Origin of the sequence: Mesorhizobium sp. C268A, assembly GCF_040324475.1 — a bacterium.
In the GTDB taxonomy this organism is placed as follows: domain Bacteria; phylum Pseudomonadota; class Alphaproteobacteria; order Rhizobiales; family Rhizobiaceae; genus Mesorhizobium.
The window spans coordinates 2931052-2956797 of record NZ_JAMYVX010000001.1 but is presented as its reverse complement, the minus strand read 5'-3'; the positions used below and the strand labels follow the sequence as shown (position 1 = coordinate 2956797).

Genomic DNA, 25746 nt, shown 5'->3' with positions numbered 1-25746 from the left:
AGGGGAAGATGAAAAATCTCGCACTTTCCCCGACCGCGAACAGCAGTCAATCCAACGTCATGGAGACCATCATGAAACCCCTGTCATATGCCAGGCGCGGCGCGCGCTGGCTGATGGCGGCCGGTATCGCGGTCGCCATGTTCACCCCTGTGGCAAGCCACGCCGAAGATGCAGTCCCGATCACTCCGGAACTGCGGCTCGACCTCGACAATTCAAAAATCGTCAATCCGAGGCCGGAACGGATCGTGCCGTTCTTCACCAAAACAGGCACACAGAGGAGCTGCGACTACGTCGTCTACTCCCTGAGCTTTGGCCTGCGCGGCGACTCGCAAGGCTTTGCCGACCAAAGCTTTTCGGCCAGGCTGAAGAAACTCCAACTAGACTTCAAGGATCAGCTTCCGCACGGTCTTGCGATCGTCAACGTCAACGTGTCCGGCGACGGCACGGATGCGTCTGGCGGACCGCTGCCGGGTGCGACAATCAGCACCTCGGCTAATCCGAACGATACGGCAACGGTTTCCGATTTCCGGATTTCCACCACCGATCTCGACGGCGCTGGGGCTGGCAATGAACGCGTCATCAATTTCAAGATCACCGCCAAGATCGACCATGCGGCGTTTCCTTCGCCGACCATCGTCGACAACCAGGGCATGATCAAGGTGACGCCGGGCGTCGGCACGGGGGCCATCATCCCGTCGCAGGATCCGGGCAAGCCCGACGACGGCGACTACAAGACCGGGGCCAAGACCTCGATCAAGATCGACCTCACCAATTGTGACAAGCGGCCTCCGCCTCCCGACCGGGAATGTTTCAAGGTGGAGCGCGGCACGGTCGATTGCGTGCAAGGTGGCGGCGCGTTCATCTACCACATGCCTGTCGGCCCGGAGATGGGCGGCAAATGGGTGCAGGTATCGACGACGACCCCAGGCATCACCATCATCCCCGACACGCAATTGGTGCCGGCGGGCGGCGGTGTGCTGAACTGGAAGATCGTCGGTGCGTCGCCCGGCGACGTCATCCACCTCATCGTAACCGGCATCGAGACCTATGCCGGCCCGAAGGAGGGCTGGGGACTATGCTGCACGCAGACCATCGACATCGTCATCCCGCGTGACTTGAGATGTCCGCCCAAGGACAAGGAACCGGACCTCAAGGTCGAGAAACGCGCCGACGTGACGCGTTGCACGATGGGCGGCGGCTGCGACTTCACCATCAAGGTCACCAATGTCGGCGACGGGCCGTATCACGGCAAGATCGTGCTCGACGAGGTGACGCTGCCGGCCGGCTCGACTCTGGATTCAGGGCCCAATCCGCCCTGGGTATGCATGCCCGGCGTGACCCCGATGACGTGCACCTATCCGGTGACCACGCTCAATCCGGGGGCCTCCATCAACCTCAAGCTCGGCTTCAAGCCGGCGGGTGGTTGGCAAGGCAGCGCGCTGCGCAACTGCGCCACCTATAATTACGGCGCCAGCGGCAAGCCGCTGTTCGGCAGCCAGCAGAACGATCGCGGCTGTGCCTCGATCCCGATCTGCCGGCGTGGCGACCGCGACCGCGATTGCCGGCCCCCGGTCGACAAGAAGGTCGACCTGATCCTGAAGAAGCGTGCCCGCATCCCGGTCTGCACGCCCGACGGCATCTGCTACTTCGTGATCGACATCATCAACAATGGCAGCGTCCCCTATAATGGGCCGCTGACGGTTATCGACAATTACCCGGGCGGCGCGCCGGCCTCTTCGACCTTCGGCCCGTCTCCGCCCTGGACATGCGGACCGAACGGTCCCGGCCAGTTCCGCTGCGACAATGCAGGCATCGTGCTGATGCCGGGCGCCTCGACGCCGATCGTCGTCAAGGCGGTCATGCCGGCCGGCTACCAGTCGGATTCGGTCGAGAACTGCGCGGCGCTGAAGCCCGTCCCCGGTGAGGTCGACCTCACCAACAACAAGACCTGCGCCAAGGAACGCTTCCGTCATCCCAATGGCGGCAAGCCGACCCTGCGCATCACCAAGGTCTGCAATGGCTCGCTCGCCGGTGCGGCGGTGGTTTCCTGCCGCATCACCGTCATCAGCCTTGGCACCTCTGCCCCCACCGGTCCGGTGCGGGTCAACGATGCTGCCACGCTGATATCGGGTGGCGCGCCGGTCCAGATCCAGACCGTCACACCCGACGGTGCGGAATGGGCCTGCGGAGCGGTTCCGGCCAATGCGCTGTCATGCCAGATACCCGGCGCCGCGATGACGCCCGGAACCTCCAGGCACTTCGACGTGACGGTCTTGGCCAATGGCGCGTTCGAGAACTGCGCACGCGGCTCATACGGCCCGGCCCCTGGAGACGACGTCGTCTACCCGATCGGCCAGGCCTGCGCCAAGGGCGGCGGCACGTCCACCATTAGCGTAAAGAAGACCGGCGATGCCGAATGCCAGCCCGGACAACCCTGCTCGTTCGAGATCACCATCACCAATGATGGCCAGACCGCCTTCTCCGGTCCGGTCCGCATCGGCGATGCGATCGGGGTGGACGGGTTGGGGCGGCTGCAAGGCGTCGCGATCACCGCGATCGAGCCGCCCTTCGGCTGCTCGCCCGAACCGACGACCTTGCCGTTGACCTGCATTGCCAATCTGACGCTCGGCGCCGGGGAAAGCCATGTGCACAAGGTCACCGTGGTCCTCCCGGACGCTCCCCTGGCCAATCTGCAGGGCAACGTCAGCGGCCGGAACTGCGTCGGCGTCTTGTCTCCCGACACCAGGGTGCAAGGAGGCGGCGACGTACTGCCCGGCGACCTGACCAACATCCAGGGCGATCGCGGCAAGGCCTATGCCTGCCATCCCTTCACGATCAAGCGCGAGGTGAAGAAGGAATGCTCGCCAGGCTTCGTCATGAACGATGCTGGTCGGTGCGTGTGTCCGGAAGGCACGACGTTCCGCAACGGCCAGTGCTCGCCCGACGGCGGCGTCATCATCCAGCCGAAGGATCCGAGGCCCTGCGTGCTGCTCAAGGGCCAGATCCGCACCGAGGATGGACGCTGTGTCTGCCCGCGCGGAACCGAGCTTGAGAACGGCGCCTGCGTCAAGACCGACAAGCCTGGCTGCACCATCCCCGGTTCGGTCCCGACGTCGGACGGCAATGGCTGCTACTGCCCGGAAGGCACGCATCTCGACCGACAGGCAAATGCCTGCGTGCGCGACAAGCAGAAGCCCGAGCAGTGCAACATACGCGGCCAGGTTCATGACCCCGATGGCGATTGTGTCTGCCCGCGTGGGACAGAGGTGCGCGATAGAGCCTGCCGGCCGATCCGGCCGAAGCCTGAACAGTGCTCGATCCGTGGTCAGATCCACAACGCCAATGGCGACTGCGTCTGCCCGGACGGCACAGAGGTCAGGGGCAAGGTCTGCCGGCCGATCCGGCCGAAGCCCGAGCAGTGCTCGATCCGCGGCCAGGTCCACGACGCCAATGGCAATTGTGTCTGCCCGCGGGGTACCGAGGTGCAAGGCAATGCCTGCCGGCAGAAGAAGCCTGTGCTGGAACAATGCGACATACGCGGCCAGGTGCACAACAAGCGCGGCGAGTGTGTTTGCCCGCGCGGCACCCAGGTGATCGACGGCGCATGCCGCAAGCCGAGGCCGCAGGTGGGAGACTGCGCCCCGGGCTCGCAGATGGTCGGCGGCCAGTGCGTGCCGATCATCAAGCGGCGCTGCCCCGAAGGCACGGTTGGTCGGTTCCCGAACTGCAGGGCGATCCCGCAGCAGCCGTCGCTCGACCCGACCCTGTTGCTCAATCCAGGTGTCCTTCAGCAGTTCATACCGAAGCGCACGCCGCAGACGCAGGTACAGCCGCAAAGGGATCCGGCGGCCAACTTCAAGCCATAGGATCTGACACGAGTCAAAATTCAGAACCCCGCCGGAGCGATTCGGCGGGTTTTTTCGTCAGCGCGATCGGGGTCCGCCGCATCTCGTCGTTGAAATGCCGGCGCAATCTTCCTCGGACGCCAGCAAGCCGCTGTCGCCCGACGGTCCCTCGATAAAGCCGTCCAGCGACGTCAGCATGGAAGAGACGGTCTTTCCCGTCTGAGCTCTCCTTTCTGTTTTCGCCAACCGGAAGCGAGGCCGAGCAGGTAAGGCATCAGCCGGTCCGCTCCTAGCCAGCAAATACCGACTTTCCCTTTTCGGGATCATGGTCTAGGCAGACGTTTGGATCGCGCCCGCAAACAGGGCGCCCAAAGGGGCCGCATCATGAGCAGGAAGACCCTGATCGCGCCATCGGTGCTGGCGTCGGATTTCTCGAAGCTCGGCGACGAGGTCGAGGCGGTGGCGGCGGCCGGCGCCGACTGGATCCATCTCGACGTGATGGACGGGCATTTCGTGCCCAACATCACCTTCGGCCCGCCGGTGATCAAGGCCATCCGCAACCGCACCAAGGCCTTCTTCGACTGCCATCTGATGATTGCGCCGGCCGATCCTTATCTGGCCGCCTTTGCCGATGCCGGCTGCGACGGCATGACCGTGCATGCCGAGGCCGGACCGCATCTCGACCGCTCGCTTCAGACCATCAAGGGTCTCGGCAAGAAGGCCGGCGTATCGCTTAATCCGGCGACGCCGGAAAGTGCGATCGAATATGTGCTCGAGCGGCTCGACCTGATCCTGATCATGACCGTCAATCCGGGCTTTGGCGGCCAGGCCTTCATCCCGGCCATGGTCGACAAGGTCAAGCGGGTGAAAGCGCTGATCGGCAACCGGCCGATTCGCATCGAGATCGACGGCGGCGTGTCGCCGGAAACCGCCCCCCTGGTCACATCAGCCGGCGCCGATGTGCTGGTGGCGGGCGCCGCCATCTTCAAGGGCGGCAGCGTCGAAGCCTACCGGGCCAATATAGAAGCCATCCGAACCGCGGCCGACCGGGCTGCCGGCTGACATCAGTTCCAGGGCAAGTTCCCGGCTGGTCGATTCTCCTCGGCCTGATCTCCCTGCCTGATCCTTCGATCTCCCAAAAGGCCGTCAACGGGTGGCAGCCGCAAGGGCATCGCGGCAAGCGACAGGATCGCGGCATCCGGCACTAGTTTTGGCCCATAAATCTAGTGGATAACTGCCGAAGGGATCTGCATGCGGGGAGAGGTCAATCCGGCGGCATGACGCGCGTTAAGAAAAAATTATCCGTATTCGGGATCTCGAAGCTGTTTCTCGAGGGCGCCTGCCATGCAGGGAGACAAACTTTCTTCAGAAGAACAAGTTTTTCACGATTTTAGTTACTTCCGGCGGATAAGATGCGGTCAACCTTCCTCTTTAAGTCGAATATCGTGATCTTTCGCTTGAGGGGCGGATGCCTTAGGAGTTACAGTAACTTTCCAGGGGAAATCGTTTGCTTCGCGAACGGGCTAGCGGAGCATGGGAGAGCTACAGGAGTCATATTGACCTACGGATCTGCCGATGTGAGCGAAGGCGCGGGACCCAAGAGCACACTCGCTAGTACGGTCTATCAACAGCTTCGCGACGATCTCCTGCGCGGCGTGTTTGAAAGTGAAAGCAAGCTTCGTGTCGAATGGGTGGTTTCCCGTTACGGCGCCGGCGCCTCACCGGTTCGCGAGGCCCTCAACCGACTTGCTTCGGAAGGCCTGCTCGGCCGCCACGACCAGCGCGGTTTCTTCATCATGCCGGTCAGTGCCCCGGAACTCGAGGAATTGACGCGCACCCGCTGCTGGCTGGAAGAGCGGGCGCTGCGTGAATCCATTGCCAACCGCACCGGCGAATGGGAAGAGCAGCTCGTGCTGGCCTTGCATCGCCTGGCGCGTGCCCCGCGCCGCTTGCCGGAGGATCCGTCCTCGAACAATCCGGAATGGGAAAAGCTGCACCGCGCCTTCCATCGGGCACTGATCGCAGGCTGCCGCTCGCATTGGCTGACCGGCTTTTGCGACCAGCTTTCGGATCAGGCCTCCCGTTACCGGCTGATCTCCCAGGACGGCAGCGAGCGCGACGAAATCAGTGAACATCGGCTGATTGCGGAGCGCACGGTGGATGGCGATGCCGACGGCGCCGTTGAAGCCCTCCTCAACCACTACCGTCTGACGGCAGCCATGTGCATGGAGCGCTTCAACGACAGCGGCGATCCACGCGTGAGCGCCACCAAGGCGCTGCGCAGCCGCAGATAGAAGCGCTTCCGGTCCGCTATCCAAAATCCGCCCGCTATCCAAAATCGCCCGCTATCCAAGTCCGCTTGCCTTCATCTGATCGGCGGCAAACCCGATTTCACGTTTTTGCCGGACGGAGGCGAAATCGTTTCCTTTGTTCCAAGGCCATGCGCTAGAGCCGGATGATTTCAGGCCGAATCGACCTGAAATCATCCGGCTAAATCAAAGGGTAGAGCATGTCCTCCGAAAACCGCTTCACACTTTTCGGCATCATCTCTAGGGAATGCGCATGACCAATCACCTGTTCGACGGGTTCCGCAGCCGGATTTCAGCCTCCAAGCGCATCCTGATGGCGGCCGATGACGGACGCTTGATCGCCTATGGCGACACGCTGGCGCAATCGGCACAGCTGGCACATGCGCTGAGGCATTTCGGCGTCGAGCCGGGCGACCGCGTTGCCGTGCAGGTCGAAAAAAGCCCCGAATGCATTTTCCTTTACCTCGCCTGCCTGCGCGCCGGCGCGGTCTTCCTGCCGCTCAACACCGCCTACACGCTGGCCGAACTCGGCTATTTCTTCGGCGATGCCGAGCCGCGGCTGGTCGTCTGCGACCCGGCCCGCGCCGGCGCTATCGCGCCCCTGGCGCAGGCGTCGGGTGCTGCCACCGTCACGCTTGGCAGCAATGGTGAGGGCTCGCTGACCGAACTGGCGGCACAACAGCCCACGGATTTCGACGCCGTAGCGCGCGGGCCGGACGATCTGGCCGCAATCCTTTACACATCCGGCACCACCGGACGCTCCAAGGGCGCCATGCTCAGCCATGAAAACCTGGCCTCCAATGCGCGCGTGCTGGTCGAGCAATGGCGCTTCACCGGGGATGACGTGCTGATCCACGCGTTGCCTATCTTCCACACGCACGGCCTGTTCGTCGCCACCAATGTCACCCTGATGGCCGGAGCCTCGATGCTGTTCGAGCGGAAATTCGACGCCGGCCGCATCGTCTCGCTCTTGCCGGGCGCGACAGTGCTGATGGGTGTGCCGACCTTCTATACCAGGCTGTTGCAGCAGGACGGGCTGGATGCCCCGGCGGCGAAGAACATCCGTCTGTTCATTTCCGGCTCGGCGCCGCTGCTCGCCGAAACGCACAAGGTCTGGCGCGAGCGCACCGGCCACGCAATCCTCGAGCGTTACGGCATGACCGAGACCAACATGAACACGTCGAACCCCTATGAGGGCGAGCGCCGCGCCGGCACGGTCGGCTTCCCGCTGCCCGGCGTTTCGCTGCGCATCACCGACCCTGACAGCGGCGATGCGCTTGGCCAGGGTGAAGTCGGCATGATCGAGGTCAAAGGTCCGAATGTCTTTTCCGGCTATTGGCGCATGCCGGAAATAACCAAGGCGGAGTTTCGGAAGGACGGCTTCTTCATCACCGGCGACCTCGGCATCATCGACGCGGACGGCTACGTCTACATCGTCGGCCGCGGCAAGGATCTCATTATCTCCGGCGGCTACAACATCTATCCCAAGGAGATCGAGAGCGAGATCGACGCCGTTGCCGGCGTCTTGGAAAGTGCCGTTATCGGAATTGCCCATCCCGATTTCGGCGAAGGCGTCACCGCTGTCGTGGTGCGGGCGCCGGCATCGCGGATCACCGGGGCCGAGATCGTTGGCGCCATTGCCGGCCAGCTGGCCAAATACAAGCACCCGAAGCAGGTGATCTTCGTCGATGAGCTGCCGCGCAACACGATGGGCAAGGTGCAGAAGAATCTGCTGCGCGAGACCTACAAGGGTCTCTACGGCTAATCCATAGCCGGCTAATGTCTTTGCCCAAGCGCTTCGCCTGGACATCTCTGTTCGCGGTTCGGCAGTGGCGCCTTTTACCTGCGCGGCTTTTTCACCCGAGTGCTGGAACCCCACAAAGCGCGGTTCAGCAGGCTGCGTTTGCGCTTGCGCGGGATGAGGTCGACATCGCTGACGAGCTTGGCGCCGCCCTCCCGCCGCTCCAGGGTGATCTTGCGGCTGTGGAAGGCTTCGAGCTCCGCACGATGCGCCACGCTGATGATGGTGACGTCAGGCAGTTCGCGGATCACCGTCAACATCATCGTGTCCTGGCTCTTCTCGTCGAGCGCCGAAGTCGCTTCATCCAGCACCACGATATCGGGGCGATGCAGCAGCAGGCGCGCGAAGGCGAGGCGTTGCTTTTCGCCGCCCGACAGCGTCTGGTCCCATGGCGCCTCTTCCTTGATCCTGCCGGTGAGATAGCCAAGCCCCACCTTGTCGAGGGCAGCCTTGATTTGCTTGATGGTCCACTTGTCCGCCGCCGCGGGATAGGCGACCGCGCGGCGAAGCGTTCCGGAAGGGATGTAGGGGCGTTGCGGCAGCATGAACAGGCGCCTGTCGGTGTGGAAATTGACGCTGCCGCCGCCCCATGGCCACAGGCCCGCGACGGCCCGCACCAGCGTCGACTTGCCTGAACCGGATTCGCCTGAAACCAGCACCCGCTCGCCCGGCTCGATCACGACCTCGGTTTCCTTGACCACGGAGGTGCCGTCGTCGAGTGTCACGGAAAGATTGTCGAGGCTGAGGATGGCGCCGTCTTCCGCTTCGCCCCGGTTGATGCGTCCGAGCGCATCGCTCTGCTCGGCGCGCTCGAGCCCGTCGAGCGACATCATCAGCGAGGCAATGCGCCGCGCGGAGGCGTTCCAGTCGGCGAGGCGCGGATAGTTGTCGACCAGCCAGCCGAACGCGCCTTGCACGATGCCAAAGGCAGACGCCGCCTGCATCACCTCGCCAAGCGTCATCGAGCCTTCGAGGAATTTTGGCGCGCACAAAAGGATCGGCACGACCGGCGCAAACAGGCTCGATCCCTGCGACACCGCCGCCGTGCGCATGTGCTGTCCGGTCAGCAGAGCCCATTGCCTCAGCACATGGCCGAAATTCCTGTCGATGCCGCTGCGCTCCTCGTCCTCCCCTCCCAGCAAGGCGATGCTCTCGCCGTTTTCGCGCACGCGCGTCAGCGTGTAGCGCAGTTCGGCCTCCGCCTGGTTCTTCCGCTCGGAGAGCTGGACGAAGTCGCGGCCGATGACCACCATCGAGGTCGAGGTGATGGCGGCATAGATGATCGCGGTGATGACCAGAAAGCCGGGAATGGTGATGCTCTCACGGCCGATCGGCAGGGTGAGCGCGCCGCCGATGGTCCACAGCACGACGATAAAGGTCGAGGCCGACAGGAACGCGTTGAGGACGCCGGCGGTGAAATCGACCGGCGACTCGGTGGCGATGCGCAGATCCTCGGTCATGCGGGCCTCGGGTTCTGGTGGTCGCCGCCCACGAGGTTCAGCTGGTAGTAGCGGCCGTTTGCCAGCCAGCGCGCGACGACCCCGGTGGTCAGCCAGGAACGCCAGCGGCGCTGGATCGTCATGCGCAGATAGACCTGCGCGACGACAAGGCTGCCGCTGCAGATCACCAGCGGCACGAATACGGCGCTGAGGAGATAGACCGTGCGGGCGTTGCGCTGCTCGAGGGCATCGAACATCGAGCGGTTCCAGACGTTGATGCCATACTGGAAACCGATGTTGATGCAGATCAGCAGCAGCACTCCGATCGTCAAAGGCCAGGCGAGCTTGTCGCCATGCCTCCCCCAATAGCCGCGCCCGCTGATCCAGAAACGCCGCAGCAGATATTTTTTGCGCGCCTGCTCGGCCTGCTCGGGCGTCAGCTTGGGATCGGGTTCGACGGCATCCGGCGGCGGCGCAGCCTCGCCAACGGGCTCGGACGCGGCTTCGGCGGCCGATGCTTTTTTCTCGCGCGGCGTGTCCTCGCGCGGTCCATCTCCGCGCGTTTGCCGTGACGGCTTTTCCCGACGCGACTTCGTGGCATCGCGCGCTTCGATGCCGTCGGCCGGTTTCGATTTGGGTTTTGCCTCGGACATATGCCCCGACAACGACCTCCATATCAAAAGGTTTCATGGTATGCGCCTGCCCGACGTTTCAGGAAACGCCCGTCATTGCGGATATAAAAGCCCAACGACATGTTCTGCGATGGCGAGGCTGGCGGTAAGGCCAGGGCTCTCGATGCCGAACAGATTGACGATCTGACCGCCCCCGTGGTCAGCCGGTCCCTGGATGGCGAAGTCGGCGGCCGGCTGGCCCGGACCGGACAGTTTCGGCCTGACGCCGGCATAGGCCGGTTGCAGGGCGCCGTCCGCCAGGCCGGACCAGTAGCGCCTGATTTCGTCGTAGAAGGCAGCGCCTCGTGCGGGATCGACGGTATAGTCGACGCGATCGATCCATTCGACATCCGGGCCAAAGCGCGCGCTCCCCGACATGTCGAGGGTCAGATGCACGCCGAGGCCGCCATGGACCGGCACCGGATAGATCAGCCGCGAAAAGGGCGAGCGGCCGGAAAGCGCGAAATAATTGCCGCGCGCCAGCCACAGCGGCGGAACACGGTCTTGCGGGAGGCCTTCGATGCGGCCGGCGAGCGCCTGCGCGTCGAGGCCGGCGGCGTTGATGAAGGCGCCGGTCTTCAAGGTGAAACCCTCGCCATCGGCGTCGCGCGTGTCGATCCGGATGCCGTCGGCTTCGATGCTCGCGCCTGAGACAACGGTGAGCAAGGCGAAAGATGCGCCGGCCGCTTCCGCGTCTCCACGCAATGACAGCATCAGCGCCTGGCTGTCGACGATGCCGGTTGACGGCGACAGCAGCGCGCCGGCGCAGCTCAGCGCCGGTTCCAGGCTTTCGGCCTCTGCGCGCGTCAAAAGCTTGAGGTCACCGACTCCGCATTGCGCCGCGTTGATCTGGATCGCCTGCAGTTTGTCCAACTGGTCGGGTTCGACGGCAACGATCAGTTTGCCGGTGCGATGATGGGCGACGTCGTGCTCGCGGCAAAAGGCATAGAGACGCTCGCGGCCGTTGACGCAGAGACGGGCCTTCAGGCTGCCCGGCGTATAATGAAGCCCGGCATGGATGACTTCCGAATTGCGCGAACTGGTGCCCGTGCCGATGGCTGCGGCCTTCTCGACCACCAGCACCTCGCGGCCCGACAGCGCCAGCGCGCGGGCAATGGCGAGGCCGACAACACCGGCTCCGGCGACAACGCAGTCGACATCATGCATGGGTGGACTTTAGCGCGGACTGTCCGCGCCTGCAAAAACCTTGTCGCCGCCGATCCAGACGCCGTTGACGTCGAGGGCGTCCGACAGAGCGACGATATCGGCAGCCGTGCCATTGGCGAAGCGGCCGAGCCGGTGGGCCTGGCCGACCGCCTGCGCCGGATAGAGCGAGGCCATGCGCAACGCTTCCGACAGGTCCAGCCCGACGATCCTATGCATGTAGCGGACGGCCGAGATCATATCGAGATCGGCGCCGGCCAGCGTGCCGTCGGCCAGCCGCAGACTGCCATCCTTGCGATAGATGATGCGGCCGTTGAGGGTGAACGACATCATGTCGGTGCCGATCGTCGCCATGGCGTCGGTGACCAGCACGATCCTGCCCGGCCCCTGCTTGGCGCGCAGCGCGATTGCCATGGTGGCGGGATCGACATGGATGCCGTCGGCAATGATCCCGGCCGACAGACTGCCTATGTCGATGGCCGCACCCGCCAGCCCCGGCTCACGGTTGCCGATCTGGCTCATGGCGTTGAACAGATGTGTGACCACGCTGGCGCCCGCGTCGGCAAAGGCTCTGGCCGTGGCATAGCCGGTATCGGAATGGCCGAGGCTGACGACGATGCCGGCCTTGGCCAAAGCCGCAACACGGGCGGGCTCGACGGATTCGGGCGCGATCGTCGTCAGCAGCACCGGCAGGTTTTTGCGTGCCGCGACCAGCGCCGCTTCATCCGCATCCGTCATCGGCCGGATCAGAGCCGGGTCATGCGCCCCCTTGCGGGCGACCGAGAGATGCGGTCCCTCGAGATGCAGGCCGAGAAACCCCGGCAGTTTTTGCCGTGCCGCCTCGGTGCCGGCGGCAATGGCCGCGCCGGTGATGTCAGGCGTATCTGTGATCAGCGTCGGCAGCAGTGCGGTCGTGCCGAACGGCGCATGCGCCCGGCAGATTGTTGCCAGCGAGGCGACATCGGGATGGTCGTTGAGCATGACGCCGCCGCCGCCATTGACCTGCAGGTCGACAAAACCCGGCACCAGCATGCCGCCCCCGGCGTCGATGCGGGCAACGCCCGACGGAATGGCGCCGACGGGATGAATGCCTTCGACCACATCGCCGTGCACGACAAGGGCGGCGTTATCATGCCAGTCGTCGCCATCGAAAATTCGGGCGCCAGTCAGGGCAAAACGGTCGCTCATACGGTTTCCGTCACCTTGCGCAGATTGCGCGGTACGTCCGGATCGAGGCCGCGATGGCGGGCGAAGGCTTCGACGAAGCCGTAGAAGGAGACGATCAGCGTCAGCGGGTCGGTCAAGGGATGACCGGTGGCGACATGCGGCAGCCGCGCCGCGCTCTTGGCTTTGTCCGAGGTTACAAAAACTGCTGCACCCTTGCCGGCAAGGTTGTCGGCAGCCTCTGCCACGGACGGCTCGGAGGCATCGCGGGCGGCGAGCGCCAGCACCGGGAAGCCTGGCCCGACCAGCGCCAGCGGGCCGTGCATGACTTCGGCTGCACTGTAGGCCTCGGCATGCATGCCGCAGGTCTCCTTGAATTTCAGCGCCGCCTCGTCGGCCATCGCTGCCGACGGGCCACGGCCGAGGATGAACAGCGATTGCGGCGTCTCCAATGCGCCGGCCAGCGCCATCCAGTCGCAGGCGATCGCCTTGCTGAAATGCTCGGGCAGGCGGGCAAGGGCGGCCAGCAGTCTGTCGTCGCCGGTGCAATGCGCCATCAGCGCCAGGCCGGCGACCGCCGAATTGACGAATGTCTTGGTCGCCGCGACGCTGCGCTCGGGGCCGGCCAGAATGTCGATGGCAAAATCCGAAGCCCGCGCCAGCGGCGAATCGGCGGTGTTGGTGATGGCGACGGTGAGCGCACCGCCGGCCCGTGCCGTCTCGGCCATGGTGACGATGTCAGGGCTCTTGCCGGATTGCGAGATGGCGAGGCAAGCGGAACCGGCGAGCTTGAGCTTGGCGCCGTAGATCGAGGCGATCGACGGACCGACCGATGCCACGGCCAGGCCGGCGGTCAGTTCGACGGCATATTTCATGAAGGTGGCGGCATGGTCGGACGAACCGCGCGCGACGGTAACGACGAAGCTCGGATCGCGCTCGCGAATGCCGCGTCCGGCCTCGGTCAGCACCGCCGCCGAGCCATCGAGCAGACGCGCGACGGCTTGCGGAATTTCGTCGATCTCGCGCCGCATATGGGTGGTCTTGGGGATCATGGTCGGCCCTCTTCGCTCGGCCCTGTCAGGCGCAGTTCGGCGACGAAATCATAGGCGTCGCCGCGGTAGATGGAGCGGGTGAACTCGATCACCTTGCCGCTCGCGAGATAGGAAATGCGTTCGATGTGCAGGCCGGCAATGCCGGATGGCACTTCGAGCAGACGCGCATCGGCGTCGCCGAGATTGGCGGCGGAAATGCGCTGCACCGCCCGCACCGGCCGGTTGCCGGTCAGTTGCAGCGCCGCATAGAGCGACGAGCCTATCCCGGCCGGATCCGGCAGCACGCTGGCCGACAACGAGGCGCGCTCGATGGCCAGCGGCGTGTCGTTTGCGATGCGCAGGCGCGCCACGCGCGCCACCAGCTCGTTCGAGGACAGGCCGAGCACCATCATCTCGTCGGGCGAGGGCGGGTAGAGGTCGCGGTCGAGCCAGGCTGAACGCACCGCCATGCCGCGCCTTGCCATGTCCTCGGTGAATGAAGTGAGCCTGGACAGCGACTGCTCGACGCGCTCCATGCGCGGCGCCACGAAGGTGCCGGAGCCGTGGCGCTGCACGAGGATGCCGCCCTTGACTAGGTCCTGCACCGCCTTGCGGACGGTGACGCGCGAAATGTCGGCCTTGGTGGCGATGTCGCGCTCGGAAGGCAGCGCATCGCCCGGCCCGATCAGGCCGCGATTGACGGCGTCCTCGATGCTTTTCCTGAGCTGCAGGTAGAGCGGGGCGCCGCTCTGCGACGACTGCCTCAGCGTGGCGAAGATCTGGTCGGCGGCATCGCTCATCGCGTCGCCTCCGCTTTGACGAAGATGCGGGCCGCCATCTGCACGGCGCCGCCCAGGGCATCGTCGAGCGGCGCTTTCAGCAGCGCCTGGTAGCGCTGGGAAAGGCGCGGCCCATAGAGCGGCGCCAGCCCGCCGAGCAGGCAGAGCGGGGCGTCATCAGAGAGGTCGAGCGCGTGGAGCGACGCCTCGACATCGGCAACCGACTTGTCCACGATCCAGTTGGCGACGCTGTCGCCCTTCTCGGCATGCTCGAAAACCTTGGGCGCGAAGCCGCCGAAATCGCCGGGCTTGGCATTGGTGGTGAACTCGACCACGTCTTCGGGATTGTTGCGGAAAATGGCCATCATGCTGTCGGTCAGGGCTGAGCGCGGCCGGACGCCGTCATGGGCGAGCAGCGTCTGCTCCAGCAGGTCGCGGCCGATCCGGGCGCCGCTGCCTTGATCACCGACCTGAAAGCCCCAGCCGCCGATGGCGCGCGACGTGCCGCCCTTGCGCGCCATATAGGCGGTGCCGGTGCCGAGGATGGCCATGGCGCCGTCACCAGAGCCGACTGCCCCTTCGAGCGCGATCTCGGCGTCCGTCTCGACGCGGCTGATGCTGAACGGCAGGATTGCTTCAAGCTGCTGGCGGTAGGTGCCGACATTGGCGCCGGCAAGGCCGAGAATGGCTGGTGTCTGCGGGATCAGGTCCGGATCTTGCCCGGCGGCGATGAAGGCCTGACGAGCAGCCTCGACGATGTGGGTGCGAGCGCCGGTGAGATCGGTGCGGATGTTGGCGGCGCCGCTTTTGGCACGGCCAATGACAACGCCATCGCCTGTCGCAAGGGCTGCCCTGCAGCTGGTGCCGCCGCCGTCGATACCGAGCACGAATTTCACGCGATGTCTCCTCCGGGCGGATAATACCAATAAAATACCAATAGCCAAGGGATTAATTTCCGTTTCAAAAAGATTAAGGCGTATCAGGTTGAAAAACCCGGGAATTTTGCCGGCTCAACGCTTTCCAGTTCGCAATTTCGTTAATGCGTGTGGACAAGTGGTATTTTTTTGGTATTGTTCTTCCATCGGAGGGACAGGGATGGCCGAACCGCGCACCGAAGCGCTTCACAGCAATGCCGAGGGACTGGACATCCAGGCCCCGGACGCCATCCTTTCTTCTTTGGTCAATGCGCAGATCGAGGCCGCCAAGGCTGTGCGCGACGCCATTCCCGCCATCGCCGCCGCAGCCGAAATCATCGCCGGGCGGCTGAACGGCGGCGGCAAGCTCGCCTATGCTGCGGCCGGCAGCTCCGGCCTGATGGCGCTGGCCGACGCGCTGGAGTTGCCCGGCACCTTCGGCATCAAGCGCGAACGCATCGCCATCCTCATCGCCGGTGGCGACGACGCTTTCAAGACCCTGGCCGGCGGACCGGAAGACGACACCGACGAAGCCTCGACGGCAATTGCCGGCGCCGGCATCGGCAAGGGCGACTGCCTGATCACGATTTCGGCCAGCGGCTCGACGCCCTATGCGGTGCAGGCGCTGAAGGATGCGCGCAGCCGGGGCGCGGCAACCATCGCCATTGCCAACAACAAGGACACGCCCCTGCTCAGGCTGGCCGACGTCGCCATCCTGCTCGAGACGCCACCGGAGGTGATTGCCGGCTCGACGCGCATGGGCGCCGGCACTGCCCAGAAGATCGCGCTCAACATGCTGTCGACGCTTACCGCCATTCATCTCGGCCATGTCCATGACGGCTACATGGTCAATCTCACCGCCGACAACATCAAGCTGCGCGACCGCGCGGCTCGCATCGTCGCCGCTATCAGCGGCCGCGACCGGCAAGACGCCGTGCGGCTGCTCGAAGCGAGCGGCGGCGTCGTCAAGACAGCCATTCTGCTCGCCGCCGGCGCTGCCAACGCCGTTGCGGCCGAGAAGATACTGGAAGGGACCGGCCAGAAGCTGCGGCCAGCCCTTTCCGCGATCGAGGGGAACAAGGGCGCGAAGGCCCCTGTTCTCAAAACCGAACCTGAAAAAGGTCAACAGGGAGACTAGCATGACAACGAAATTACTGACGGCACTGCTTCTCGGCACCAGCATTCTCGGCACCGCCGGGTTGGCTCACGCCGATGACGTAACGCTCAATATCGAAAGCTGGCGCGGCGACGACCTTGCCATCTGGAAGGACAAGCTGATCCCGGCTTTTGAGGCCAAGAACCCGGGCATCAAAGTGGTGTTCGCACCGTCGGCGCCGACCGAGTATGACGCCGCACTCGGCGCCAAGCTCGCCGCCGGCTCGGCTGGCGACCTGATCACCTGCCGCCCGTTCGACAAGTCGCTCGAACTGTTCAAGAAGGGCAACCTTGCCGACCTGTCGGCGCTGCCCGGCATGGAAAACTTTTCGCCCGTTGCCAAGGCCGCCTGGCAGACCGACGACGGCAAGGCGAGCTTCTGCGTGCCGATGGCCTCGGTCATTCACGGCTTCATCTACAACAAGGACGCCTTCGACAAGCTCGGCCTCAAGGTGCCGACGACGCGTGACGAGTTCTTCGCCGCGCTCGACAAGATCAAGGCCGACGGCACCTACATCCCGATGGCCATGGGCACCAAGGACCTCTGGGAAGCCGCGACCATGGGCTATCAGAACATCGGTCCGAACTACTGGAAGGGCGAAGAGGGCCGCGCAGCGTTGATCAAGGGCGACCAGAAGCTGACCGACAAGGACTGGGTTGCTCCCTATGAGGAACTGGCCAAGTGGAAGCCTTATCTCGGCGACGGCTTCGAGGCCCAGACCTATCCGGACAGCCAGAACCTGTTCACGCTTGGCCGCGCCGCCATCTACCCGGCGGGATCGTGGGAGATCGGCCTGTTCAACACCCAGGCGCAGTTCAAGATGGGCGCCTTCCCGCCGCCGGTCGAGAAGGCCGGCGACACCTGCTACATCTCCGACCATACCGATATCGGCATGGGCCTGAATGCGGCGTCGAAGAATGCCGACGCGGCCAAGACCTTCCTGTCCTGGGTCGCCTCGCCGGACTTCGCCACCATCTACGCCAACGCACTGCCGGGCTTCTTCAGCCTAAATTCCACCCCGGTGAAGATGGAAGACCCGCTGGCGCAGGAATTCGTCTCCTGGCGCGACAAGTGCAAGTCGACGATCCGCTCGACCTACCAGATCCTGTCGCGCGGCACGCCGAACCTCGAGAACGAAACCTGGGTTGAATCGGCCAACGTCATCAATGGCACCGACACGCCGGAAGCTGCCGCCAAGAAGCTGCAGGACGGCCTCGACAGCTGGTACAAGCCGGGCAAGTAAGAGCTCAGACAACAGACAGGGCCCCAAGTGGACGGCCCTGCGTTTTTCGACAGCATCATCGACTGCGAACGACGGCGCCGCCCCTCATCCGCCTGCCGGCACCTTCTCCCCGTATAGTGACGGGGAGAAGGATCAGCCGAAACGCAGGCGCCCCCTCTCCCCGTCCTTCACGGGGAGAGCGTGAGGGTGAGGGGCAGCGCTGCCGTCGAAGGCATTGCTAAACCTGATCGGCGGGGACCGCACTCATGGCCGCACAAACACGACCGAAACGACCGTTCCGCTGGCATATCGGCGTCTTCCTGGCGCCGGCGCTGCTGGTCTATACGGCGATCATGATCCTGCCGCTGGCCGGCACGCTGCAGCTGTCGCTGTTCCGCAATGTCGATCAGCATCAGGTGTTCGTCGGTTTCACTAATTTCCGTACGTTGTTCGGCGACCCCAACTGGTCGATCGGCTTCTGGAACGCGCTGCGGAACAATACCTGGTTCTTCATCATCCACATGGTGGTGCAGAACCCGATGGGTGTCATGCTGGCGGCATTGCTGTCCAGCCCGAGGCTGAGATTCGCCGCCTTCTACCGCACCGCGATCTTCGTGCCGACCATCCTGTCCTTCGTCATCGTCGGTTTCGCCTGGAAACTGATCCTGTCGCCGTTGTGGGGCGTGGCGCCGCATCTGATGGATCTGGTCGGCCTGAAAAGCCTGTTCACGCCGTGGCTGGGCAAGGAACAATATGCCCTGACCGCGCTCAGCCTGATCTCGGTCTGGCAGTTCGTCGGCATTCCGATGATGCTGATCTATGCAGCACTCCTGTCGATCCCCGAAGAGGTGATCGAGGCGGCCGAATGTGACGGCATCACCGGCATGTCGCAGTTCTGGAAGATCAAGCTGCCGCTGATCCTGCCGTCGATCGGCATCATCTCGATCCTGACCTTCGTCGGCAATTTCAACGCCTTCGACCTGATCTACACCGCGCAAGGGGCGCTCGCCGGCCCGAACTATTCGACCGATATTCTGGGCACTTTCCTCTACCGCGCCTTCTTCGGCTTTCAGCTGCAGACCGGCGATCCCAATATGGGCGCGGCGATCGCCACGATGATGTTCCTGATCATCCTCGGCGGCGTCTGCGTCTACCTGTTCCTCGTCCAGACGCGCCTGCGTCGCTACCAGTTTTAGAGGGGCAGACATGTTACGGCTAAACACCCCCCTCTGGCCTGCCGGCCATCTCCCCCTCAAGGGGGAGATTGGATGGCACCATTGGCTTCGCAAATCTCCAGCGTTGGAGAAGAGGCGCCGAGCCTCAAGCTGCCAATCTTCCCCCTTGAGGGGGAGATGTCCGGCAGGACAGAGGGGGGTGCCTTGGTGCCGACCTCAACAGTCATCGCTCGTCAGGAGACCTTCCAATGAGCACCGCCACCCGTTCGCTGCCCCGCACCATCGGCGCCCACGCGATCCTTCTGACCTATACGGCGATCGCGCTGTTTCCGGTGATCCTGGTCATCATGAATTCGTTCAAGTCACGCGCCGGCATCTTCAGCGAACCGCTGACGCCGCCGACGCCAAAAACCTTCGACCTGATCGGCTATACCACCGTGATCGGGCAGGGCGACTTCATCCACTATTTTCAGAACAGCCTCGTCGTCACCGTCGCCTCGCTGTTCTTCGTGCTTCTGTTCGGCGCGATGGCGGCGTTCGCGTTGTCGGAATACCGCTTTCGCGGCAACACGCTGATGGGGCTTTACCTCGCGCTCGGCATCATGATCCCGATCCGGCTCGGCACCGTCGCCATCCTGCAATTGATGGTGGCGAGCGGGCTGGTCAACACGCTGACGGCGCTGATCCTTGTCTACACCGCGCAAGGCCTGCCGCTCGCCGTCTTCATCCTGTCAGAATTCATGAAGCAGGTGTCGGACGATCTGAAGAATGCCGGCCGCATCGACGGGCTGTCGGAATACACGATCTTCTTTCGGCTGGTGCTGCCGCTGGTGCGGCCGTCGATGGCGACGGTCGCCGTCTTCACCATGATCCCGATCTGGAACGATCTGTGGTTCCCGCTGATCCTGGCGCCGTCGGAAGAGACCAAGACGGTGACGCTCGGCGCGCAGTTGTTCCTCGGCCAGTTCGTCACCAACTGGAACGCCATCCTGGCCGCACTCTCGCTGGCGATCATGCCGGTGCTGACCCTCTACGTCATCTTCTCGCGGCAGCTGATCCGCGGCATCACATCCGGAGCCGTCAAGTGAGCGGAGCCCTACAAATCTCAGCTGGCGCCTTCACCCCACCCGGCGCTGCGCGCCGACCTCCCCATCAAGGGGAGGTAAAAGGTCGTGGCTTCATTCACGACCGCCAAAGGGCGACTTTCGGAGAAGCTTCTTTGGCAGTGAGGGTGTTCGCGCCAACGTCCTACCTCCCCTCGATGGGGAGGTCGGCGCGAAGCGCCGGGTGGGGTGACACCCTCTCAGAAGGAATAACTGGAACGTCTGGAGTAGTTAGGTGACCTCTAAATCGCCCCTTCGCGTCGTCGTAGCAGGCCTCGGTAATATGGGGCGTAGCCATGCGCTGGCCTACCACACTAATCCGGGCTTCGAGATCGCGGCCCTGATCAACCGCTCCGACGTGCTGTTACCGGGCGGGCTGTCGGGCTATGACATCTGTCGTTCCTTCGACGATGCATTGCGCGATGAAAAGCCGGATGTTGCCTGCATCGCCACCTATTCCGACAGCCATGCCGACTATGCGGTGAAGGCATTCGAGGCCGGCTGCCATGTCTTTGTCGAAAAGCCGCTGGCAACGACGGTCGCCGACGCCAAGCGCGTCGTCGCCGCGGCCAAGGCTAACGGCAAGAAATTGGTGATCGGCTACATCCTGCGCCACCACCCGTCCTGGGTCAGGCTGATCGCCGAGGCGCGCAAGCTCGGCGGCCCTTACGTGTTTCGCATGAACCTCAACCAGCAATCGTCAGGCCCGACCTGGCAGACGCATAAACAACTGATGCAGACGACCTCGCCAATCGTCGATTGCGGCGTGCACTATCTCGACGTCATGCTGCAGATCACCGACGCCAAGCCGGTCGAGGTGCGCGGCATGGGGCTGCGGCTGACCGAGGAAATCGCGCCGACCATGTACAATTACGGCCATCTGCAGGTGCTGTTCGATGACGGTTCGGTCGGCTGGTACGAAGCTGCCTGGGGACCGATGATTTCGGAAACGGCGTTCTTCGTGAAGGACGTGATGTCGCCCAATGGCTGCGTGTCGATCGTCATGAAGGAAGGTGTGAAGTCGGACGACATCGACACCCACACCAAGACCTCGACCATCCGCCTGCACAGTGCGGCGACCGGCGCGGACGGCAAGTTCGCCAGGCCGGACGAGATGCTGTCCATGGAAGGCGAACCCGGCCACCAGGACCTCTGTGACCTCGAACAGGCCTTCGTGCTGAAGGCGATCCGGGAAGACATCGACCTGACCCGCCACATGGACGACGCGGTGAAATCGCTCGCCGTCTGCCTTGCCGCCGATGAGAGCGTGCGCAGCGGCGCCCCAGTTAAGCTCTAGTAGGGCAAACTCTAGAACAAGGACGAAGCCGTGGGCTCGCTGGTAATCGAGAATGTGAAGAAGGCCTTCGGGCCGGTCGAGGTGCTGAAAGGCATCAACCTCGAAGTGACCGACGGCGAATTCGTCGTCTTCGTCGGCCCATCTGGCTGCGGCAAGTCAACCTTGCTCAGGGTCATCGCCGGGCTGGAGGATTCGACCTCCGGCAGGGTGGTGATCGACGGCGCCGATGTCTCGGCCACGCCGCCGGCAAAACGCGGCATCGCCATGGTGTTCCAGACGTACGCGCTCTACCCGCATCTGACGGTGAAGAACAATATGGGCCTCGGCCTCAAGCAGGCCGGCACGCCCGCCCCGGAGATCGAACGCCGCATCGGCGTCGCCTCGTCGATGCTGTCGCTGGAACCGTATCTCGAGCGGCGGCCGGCGGAACTGTCGGGCGGCCAGCGCCAGCGCGTCGCCATCGGCCGCGCCGTGGTGCGTGAGCCAAAACTGTTTCTCTTCGACGAGCCCTTGTCGAACCTCGATGCAGCGCTTCGCGTCAACACGCGGCTCGAGATCGCGCAGCTGCATCGCCGGCTGAAGGCAACGATGATCTACGTCACCCATGATCAGGTCGAGGCGATGACGCTGGCCGACAAGATCGTCGTGCTCAACGCCGGCCAGATCGAGCAGATCGGCGGCCCGATGGAGCTTTACAATTCGCCGGCAAACGAGTTCGTCGCCGGCTTTATCGGTTCGCCGAAGATGAATTTCATCGACGGCGCCAGATTGGGCGAGACGGCCAAGACGATCGGCGTGCGGCCGGAGCATCTGACCGTGGATCCAAGGTCCGGTGCCTGGAAGGGAACGGTGGTGCACGCCGAACATCTCGGCGCCGACACCAACCTCTATCTCGACTGCGAAAAGGCCGGGCTGATCACGGTGCGCATTTTCGGTGTCTACGACGCCGAGCCCGGTGCGACGCTGTATGCAACGCCCGAGCCGGGTAAGACATACCGGTTTGGGGCGGACGGCAAGACGATCAAGTAATCCTTCGCCGACAGCAACCACGGCGATCACACCGCGCCGAGCAGCACCGCGCCATGGATCGCCGCCTGCCAGCCCAGGGCCGCCCAGCGTATGTCCAGAGGCTCTACAACAAGCGAATGCGGCAGGCTGTCCGCGATGCGCTGCTTGAGCGTCTGGCGGGGATAGGACTTCATGTCGACGATACCGCCGCCGATCAGGATCGTCTGCGGGGAAAACAGGGCGGCTGCGGTTGCGACGGCCACCGCCTGCTGCCAGACGATTTCGTCGAGCCATTCGCGCAGCGATGGCGGCTGCCCGGCCGCCGAAAACAGATCGGCCACCGGGATATCGTAGTCTGTCGCGAGTTCGACGAGCGTTGCCCCTGAGGCATAGGTCTCGACGCGGTTTGGCGGACCGCTTTCGTCAGGCCGGTAGATCGGCATATGGCCGATCTCGAGCGCCCAGCCGCCGCCCCTGAAAATGCCGTCCTTGCCGAGATAGGCCGCACCGATGCCGGTGCCGAGATAGACCGCCAGCACTTCCTTTTGCCGCTTCACTGCGCCGGCGACGCTTTCACCGAGCAATTGCAGCACGACGTCGCGTTCGAGCCGCACGGGAACGCGGAGCCGCGATGCCAGTTCCGTACCCAGCCGGATGCCGTTCAGCTCGGGAATGTTGGCCGTGTGCAGCACCGTGTCGAAGTCGCGGTCGATGAACCCAGGCACCGTCGCAACGACCCGTGCAGGTTTGAGCCCGGCATCGCGGCAGGCTGCGGTGACCGCATCGGCCAACCCCGCCACCGGCGCGCCCTTGCGCAGTTGCGCGGTCGGGTAGGTGCGGGCAAAATCCACCGGGATGCCGTGGTCGGCAAAGCCAACCTTGACCGACGTGCCGCCGATCTCGACCACGGCGATCGTGTCGTCCATCGTTTGATGCGTCATGCCAGCGGTTCCAGGAATTCCGAAAGACAGGCGCGGAATTCCAGCCGGTAGGCGGCGCGATCCTGCGATTTGGCTGTGATGGTGCAAAGCCGGGCCGACGGAATGAGTCCGGCCAGCGTCTGTGCGTCGGCCAGGCGATGGACGAGGTCATGGTCATGGCCGATGACAAGAGTCGGCACCGCGATAGCGCGGATGTCCGCCTCGCTCACGCCGGGACCATCGCCGGCGATCGCCGAAAGCAGCCTGCCGAACAGAACCGGGTCCGGGCGAGTGAAGAAGCCTTGCAGGCTGCCGAGATTGTCCGGCGCCAATCTGGCCAGTTCGCCGGCAACAGCGCTGTCATCGAACAGACGCCTGGCGTCTTCAGGCGAATGCCGCATCAAGAGATCGCCGACGACGGCATAGGGCCTCATATTTTCCGGAGCCGCCTGGGCTACCCAGGCGGGCCGGGCGAGCACCAAAGCGCGCACACGGGCCGGCCTATGCACTGCCAGGCGCAGCGCCAGCGCCGCACCCATCGAAATGCCGCCGACGACGGCCGGACCGATGCCGAGATCGTCGGCGAGCGCTTCGACATCTTCAGCAAAAGTCGCAATCGAAAGCCGCTCGACCGGCCCGTAGCCGGATCCACCCTGGCCACGGCATTCGAGCGTCACCCGCCGTGTCTGCGGCAGGTCGGGAAACACGTCGGCGACCTGCGCTTCATCACCGCCCAGCCCATGCTGAAAGATGACGGGGAAGCCGGCGCCGACGTCCCGGTAAGCAAGGTCGGCACCGTCGCGGCTGAAGGTCTGTTTCACGCTCTTCCGCTTTCTTCGAGCGCAGAGCGAAGGAAGGCGCCCACGCCGGGCGCCTCGGCCTCCATCAGGCCGTGCGTGATCAGGGGGCCGTCGAACCCGGCAGCTTGAAGGCGGCTAATGAAATGCGGGAAGTCGACAACGCCCTGTCCGGCGGCGGCAAAACTGCCGTCGGCATGGCGGTCCTTGGCATGGGCCATGCCGATCTCGGCGGCCAGCAGGTCGACGGCCTCGTCGATCAGGCGATGACGCTCCGCGCTGTCAGCCACTTCGAACAGATTGGCCGGGTCGAGCACAATGCGCAGGCGCTTGCTGTTCACCTCATCGAGCAGGCGGCGTGCGGCCCGCGCGCTGGAGACGACATTGGCAAGTTCCGGTTCGATGCCAAGCTCGATGTCGAAGCGCTCGGCAATCGCGATCGCGGCTTCCATCTCCACCCGAAGATCGCTCCAGGCGGCGTCAGTGGCATTGTCGGCATGCCAGCGCCACTGATCCTCAGCATCCCTGGTGCCGGTGCACAGCGTAATCAGCCGCGTGCCCATGTCAGCGCATGACGCAGCCAGTACCTCGAGCCGGGCGAGTCCCTGATCGCGAACCCTGCGATCGGGATGGATCATGTTGTAGGTTCCAGACACTGCTGCAATCGAAACACCGGTCTGGCGGCTCGCCTCAACGACGGATCGGGCCGCATCCGGCTCGATGCTGTCCGGCATCGACGGCAGTCCAAGGCACGCCAGGTTGAACTGCGCCGCCGCGTAGCCGGCGTCCGCGACCGCGCGCAGAACCGGCAAGGCGCCGGTGGTGGTGAAGGTCTTGGCGAAGATCCCAAGCTGCATCACACGACCCCGTCGACGTCGGCGAGGCGGACGGCGCGGCCGCCGGCAGCGGCGGAGCGGGCGATGGCCGCCATCCCCCTGACCGATGCGATGCCGTCGTCTATGCCGGCGCCAACCATGGGCGCGCCATTCAGCACGACATCGGCAAAGCCTTCGAGCTGGCGGCGATAGAAGTGACCGTCTGCGCCAAGCGTGCGATGCCAGCTGCCATCGGCCTCGCGGAAAATGTCGACCTCGCTGCTCTTGTAGTACCAGGGGTTATAGGTCTTCGCGAGAACGCTGCCGTTCTGACCATAGATCTGAAACCCTTCGTGCCAGTCCATGCGCACGGCAACCGTCAGGTCGAGATGGCCGACCGACCCGTCGGCGAAGATGGTGGTGATGAACCAGCAATAGGCGCCGTAGCGCTCGGTGAGCCGGGCCTCGACCGCCTCGATTGGGCCGTGCAGATGGCGCGCCGTGTCGATGAGGTGGCTGCCATGCGCCAGCATGTAATACTGGCGCAGATCCGCCTTGGGATTGACGGAAGGCTTGCGCGCCTTGGTGCTGGTGATGATCAGCGGCTGGACCGCATCGGTCATCGGGTAGCGATGGGTGCTGTCGCAATACCAGCCCTTGAACGCCAGCCGCTCACCCATCTCGTCGTCGACGAAGGCCTTGGCCGCCTGGATGCCGGGATCGAAGCGCTTCATATGACCGACCTGGAGCACCTTGCCGCTCCTGTCGACCGCCGCCCGCAAGCCTTCGACTTCCTCGACCGAAACGCCCAGCGGCTTCTCGCACAGCACGTGCTTGCCGGCATCCAGCGCCAGTTCCGTGGCCTTGACGTGGAACGTGTCCGATGTCGCGATGATGACGGCATCGAGGTCGGGATCGGCCAGCATCTGGCCATAGTCGGCATAGGATTTTTCGGGCGCGTAGGTCGCCGCCATCCTGTCGCGCAGATCGTCGGCGACATCGCAGATGGCATAGAGATCGGCATTGCGCGCCTTGGTGCAGGATTCGAAATGCGCCGCCTGCGCAATCGGACCGCAGCCGAGCACGCCGACACGCAGCCGCTTTTCATCTTTGCGAGGCATGGAATCTTTCTCCTG

At 64.2% G+C, this 25746-nt stretch carries 19 protein-coding genes and 1 pseudogene; 10 read left to right on the top strand and 10 right to left on the bottom strand.

Features of this window, described 5'->3' with window-relative positions:
• The first annotated feature begins 8 nt into the window (after nt 1–8).
• From NKL06_RS14210 to NKL06_RS14195, 4 genes are all read left to right on the top strand, one after another.
• The gene (locus NKL06_RS14210; RefSeq protein WP_023694240.1) at nt 9–3866 is read left to right on the top strand and encodes a DUF7929 domain-containing protein; all 3858 of its coding nucleotides are present in this window, start codon (nt 9–11) and stop codon (nt 3864–3866) included.
• A 363-nt stretch (nt 3867–4229) separates the two neighbouring features.
• Nucleotides 4230–4907 carry a ribulose-phosphate 3-epimerase gene (rpe, locus tag NKL06_RS14205; protein WP_023694238.1) on the top strand — a complete coding sequence of 226 codons (678 nt, stop codon included), beginning with the start codon at nt 4230–4232 and terminating at the stop codon, nt 4905–4907.
• Between the two features lie 494 nt (nt 4908–5401).
• Complete coding sequence (locus tag NKL06_RS14200) at nt 5402–6139, top strand: GntR family transcriptional regulator (RefSeq protein WP_023694237.1); 738 nt, start codon at nt 5402–5404, stop codon at nt 6137–6139.
• Nucleotides 6140–6407: 268 nt separating this feature from the next.
• Nucleotides 6408–7919 carry a malonate--CoA ligase gene (locus tag NKL06_RS14195; RefSeq protein WP_031208548.1) on the top strand — a complete coding sequence of 504 codons (1512 nt, stop codon included), beginning with the start codon at nt 6408–6410 and terminating at the stop codon, nt 7917–7919.
• 74 nt (nt 7920–7993) lie between these two features.
• On the opposite strand, the pseudogene NKL06_RS14190 reads toward NKL06_RS14195, so the two are convergent.
• From NKL06_RS14190 to NKL06_RS14165, 6 genes and pseudogenes are all read right to left on the bottom strand, one after another.
• Nucleotides 7994–10047 (bottom strand): annotated as a pseudogene (locus tag NKL06_RS14190) (ABC transporter ATP-binding protein/permease).
• A gap of 72 nt (nt 10048–10119) precedes the next feature.
• Nucleotides 10120–11232 carry an NAD(P)/FAD-dependent oxidoreductase gene (locus NKL06_RS14185; RefSeq protein ID WP_023807713.1) on the bottom strand — a complete coding sequence of 371 codons (1113 nt, stop codon included), beginning with the start codon at nt 11230–11232 and terminating at the stop codon, nt 10120–10122.
• Between the two features lie 9 nt (nt 11233–11241).
• Nucleotides 11242–12417, bottom strand: a complete 1176-nt coding sequence (nagA, locus tag NKL06_RS14180) for an N-acetylglucosamine-6-phosphate deacetylase (protein WP_023694235.1) — start codon at nt 12415–12417, stop codon at nt 11242–11244.
• A complete protein-coding gene (locus NKL06_RS14175; RefSeq protein ID WP_023694234.1) occupies nt 12414–13445 on the bottom strand; it encodes an SIS domain-containing protein in 1032 nt (343 codons plus the stop codon). Before NKL06_RS14175 ends, nagA begins: the two co-directional genes overlap by 4 nt.
• Nucleotides 13442–14224, bottom strand: coding sequence for a GntR family transcriptional regulator (locus NKL06_RS14170; RefSeq protein ID WP_023668847.1), 783 nt, complete (start codon nt 14222–14224; stop codon nt 13442–13444). The genes NKL06_RS14175 and NKL06_RS14170 overlap by 4 nt, the downstream gene beginning before the upstream one ends.
• Nucleotides 14221–15099, bottom strand: coding sequence for a glucosamine kinase nucleotide-binding domain-containing protein (locus NKL06_RS14165; protein WP_023668846.1), 879 nt, complete (start codon nt 15097–15099; stop codon nt 14221–14223). Before NKL06_RS14165 ends, NKL06_RS14170 begins: the two co-directional genes overlap by 4 nt.
• A 199-nt stretch (nt 15100–15298) precedes the next feature.
• Here NKL06_RS14165 and NKL06_RS14160 point away from each other — a divergent pair, with 199 nt between their 5' ends.
• The 6 genes from NKL06_RS14160 to NKL06_RS14135 all read left to right on the top strand — a co-directional run bounded on the left by NKL06_RS14160 (nt 15299) and on the right by NKL06_RS14135 (nt 22099).
• Complete coding sequence (locus NKL06_RS14160; protein ID WP_023694233.1) at nt 15299–16255, top strand: N-acetylmuramic acid 6-phosphate etherase; 957 nt, start codon at nt 15299–15301, stop codon at nt 16253–16255.
• Nucleotide 16256: 1 nt separating this feature from the next.
• Nucleotides 16257–17516, top strand: coding sequence for an ABC transporter substrate-binding protein (locus NKL06_RS14155; protein WP_023668844.1), 1260 nt, complete (start codon nt 16257–16259; stop codon nt 17514–17516).
• 245 nt (nt 17517–17761) lie between these two features.
• On the top strand, nt 17762–18691 hold the full coding sequence (locus NKL06_RS14150) for a carbohydrate ABC transporter permease (protein WP_023694232.1): 930 nt from the start codon (nt 17762–17764) through the stop codon (nt 18689–18691).
• Between the two features lie 227 nt (nt 18692–18918).
• The gene (locus NKL06_RS14145; protein WP_023668842.1) at nt 18919–19758 is read left to right on the top strand and encodes a carbohydrate ABC transporter permease; all 840 of its coding nucleotides are present in this window, start codon (nt 18919–18921) and stop codon (nt 19756–19758) included.
• 250 nt (nt 19759–20008) lie between these two features.
• Nucleotides 20009–21070 carry a Gfo/Idh/MocA family protein gene (locus NKL06_RS14140; protein ID WP_023694230.1) on the top strand — a complete coding sequence of 354 codons (1062 nt, stop codon included), beginning with the start codon at nt 20009–20011 and terminating at the stop codon, nt 21068–21070.
• Nucleotides 21071–21100: 30 nt separating this feature from the next.
• Nucleotides 21101–22099: an ABC transporter ATP-binding protein gene (locus NKL06_RS14135; protein ID WP_023668840.1), complete on the top strand. Its 999-nt coding sequence runs from the start codon at nt 21101–21103 to the stop codon at nt 22097–22099.
• A gap of 26 nt (nt 22100–22125) precedes the next feature.
• Here NKL06_RS14135 and NKL06_RS14130 read toward each other — a convergent pair whose 3' ends face one another.
• The 4 genes from NKL06_RS14130 to NKL06_RS14115 are packed head-to-tail and all read right to left on the bottom strand — an operon-like array spanning nt 22126 to nt 25731.
• Nucleotides 22126–23019, bottom strand: coding sequence for an ROK family protein (locus tag NKL06_RS14130; protein WP_023694229.1), 894 nt, complete (start codon nt 23017–23019; stop codon nt 22126–22128).
• Entirely contained in the window at nt 23016–23819 is an 804-nt protein-coding gene (locus NKL06_RS14125) for an alpha/beta fold hydrolase (RefSeq protein ID WP_023694228.1), read from the bottom strand. Before NKL06_RS14125 ends, NKL06_RS14130 begins: the two co-directional genes overlap by 4 nt.
• Nucleotides 23816–24652 carry a sugar phosphate isomerase/epimerase family protein gene (locus NKL06_RS14120; RefSeq protein WP_023694227.1) on the bottom strand — a complete coding sequence of 279 codons (837 nt, stop codon included), beginning with the start codon at nt 24650–24652 and terminating at the stop codon, nt 23816–23818. Before NKL06_RS14120 ends, NKL06_RS14125 begins: the two co-directional genes overlap by 4 nt.
• The gene (locus NKL06_RS14115; protein ID WP_023694226.1) at nt 24652–25731 is read right to left on the bottom strand and encodes a Gfo/Idh/MocA family protein; all 1080 of its coding nucleotides are present in this window, start codon (nt 25729–25731) and stop codon (nt 24652–24654) included. Before NKL06_RS14115 ends, NKL06_RS14120 begins: the two co-directional genes overlap by 1 nt.
• Between the last annotated feature and the right edge of the window lie 15 nt (nt 25732–25746).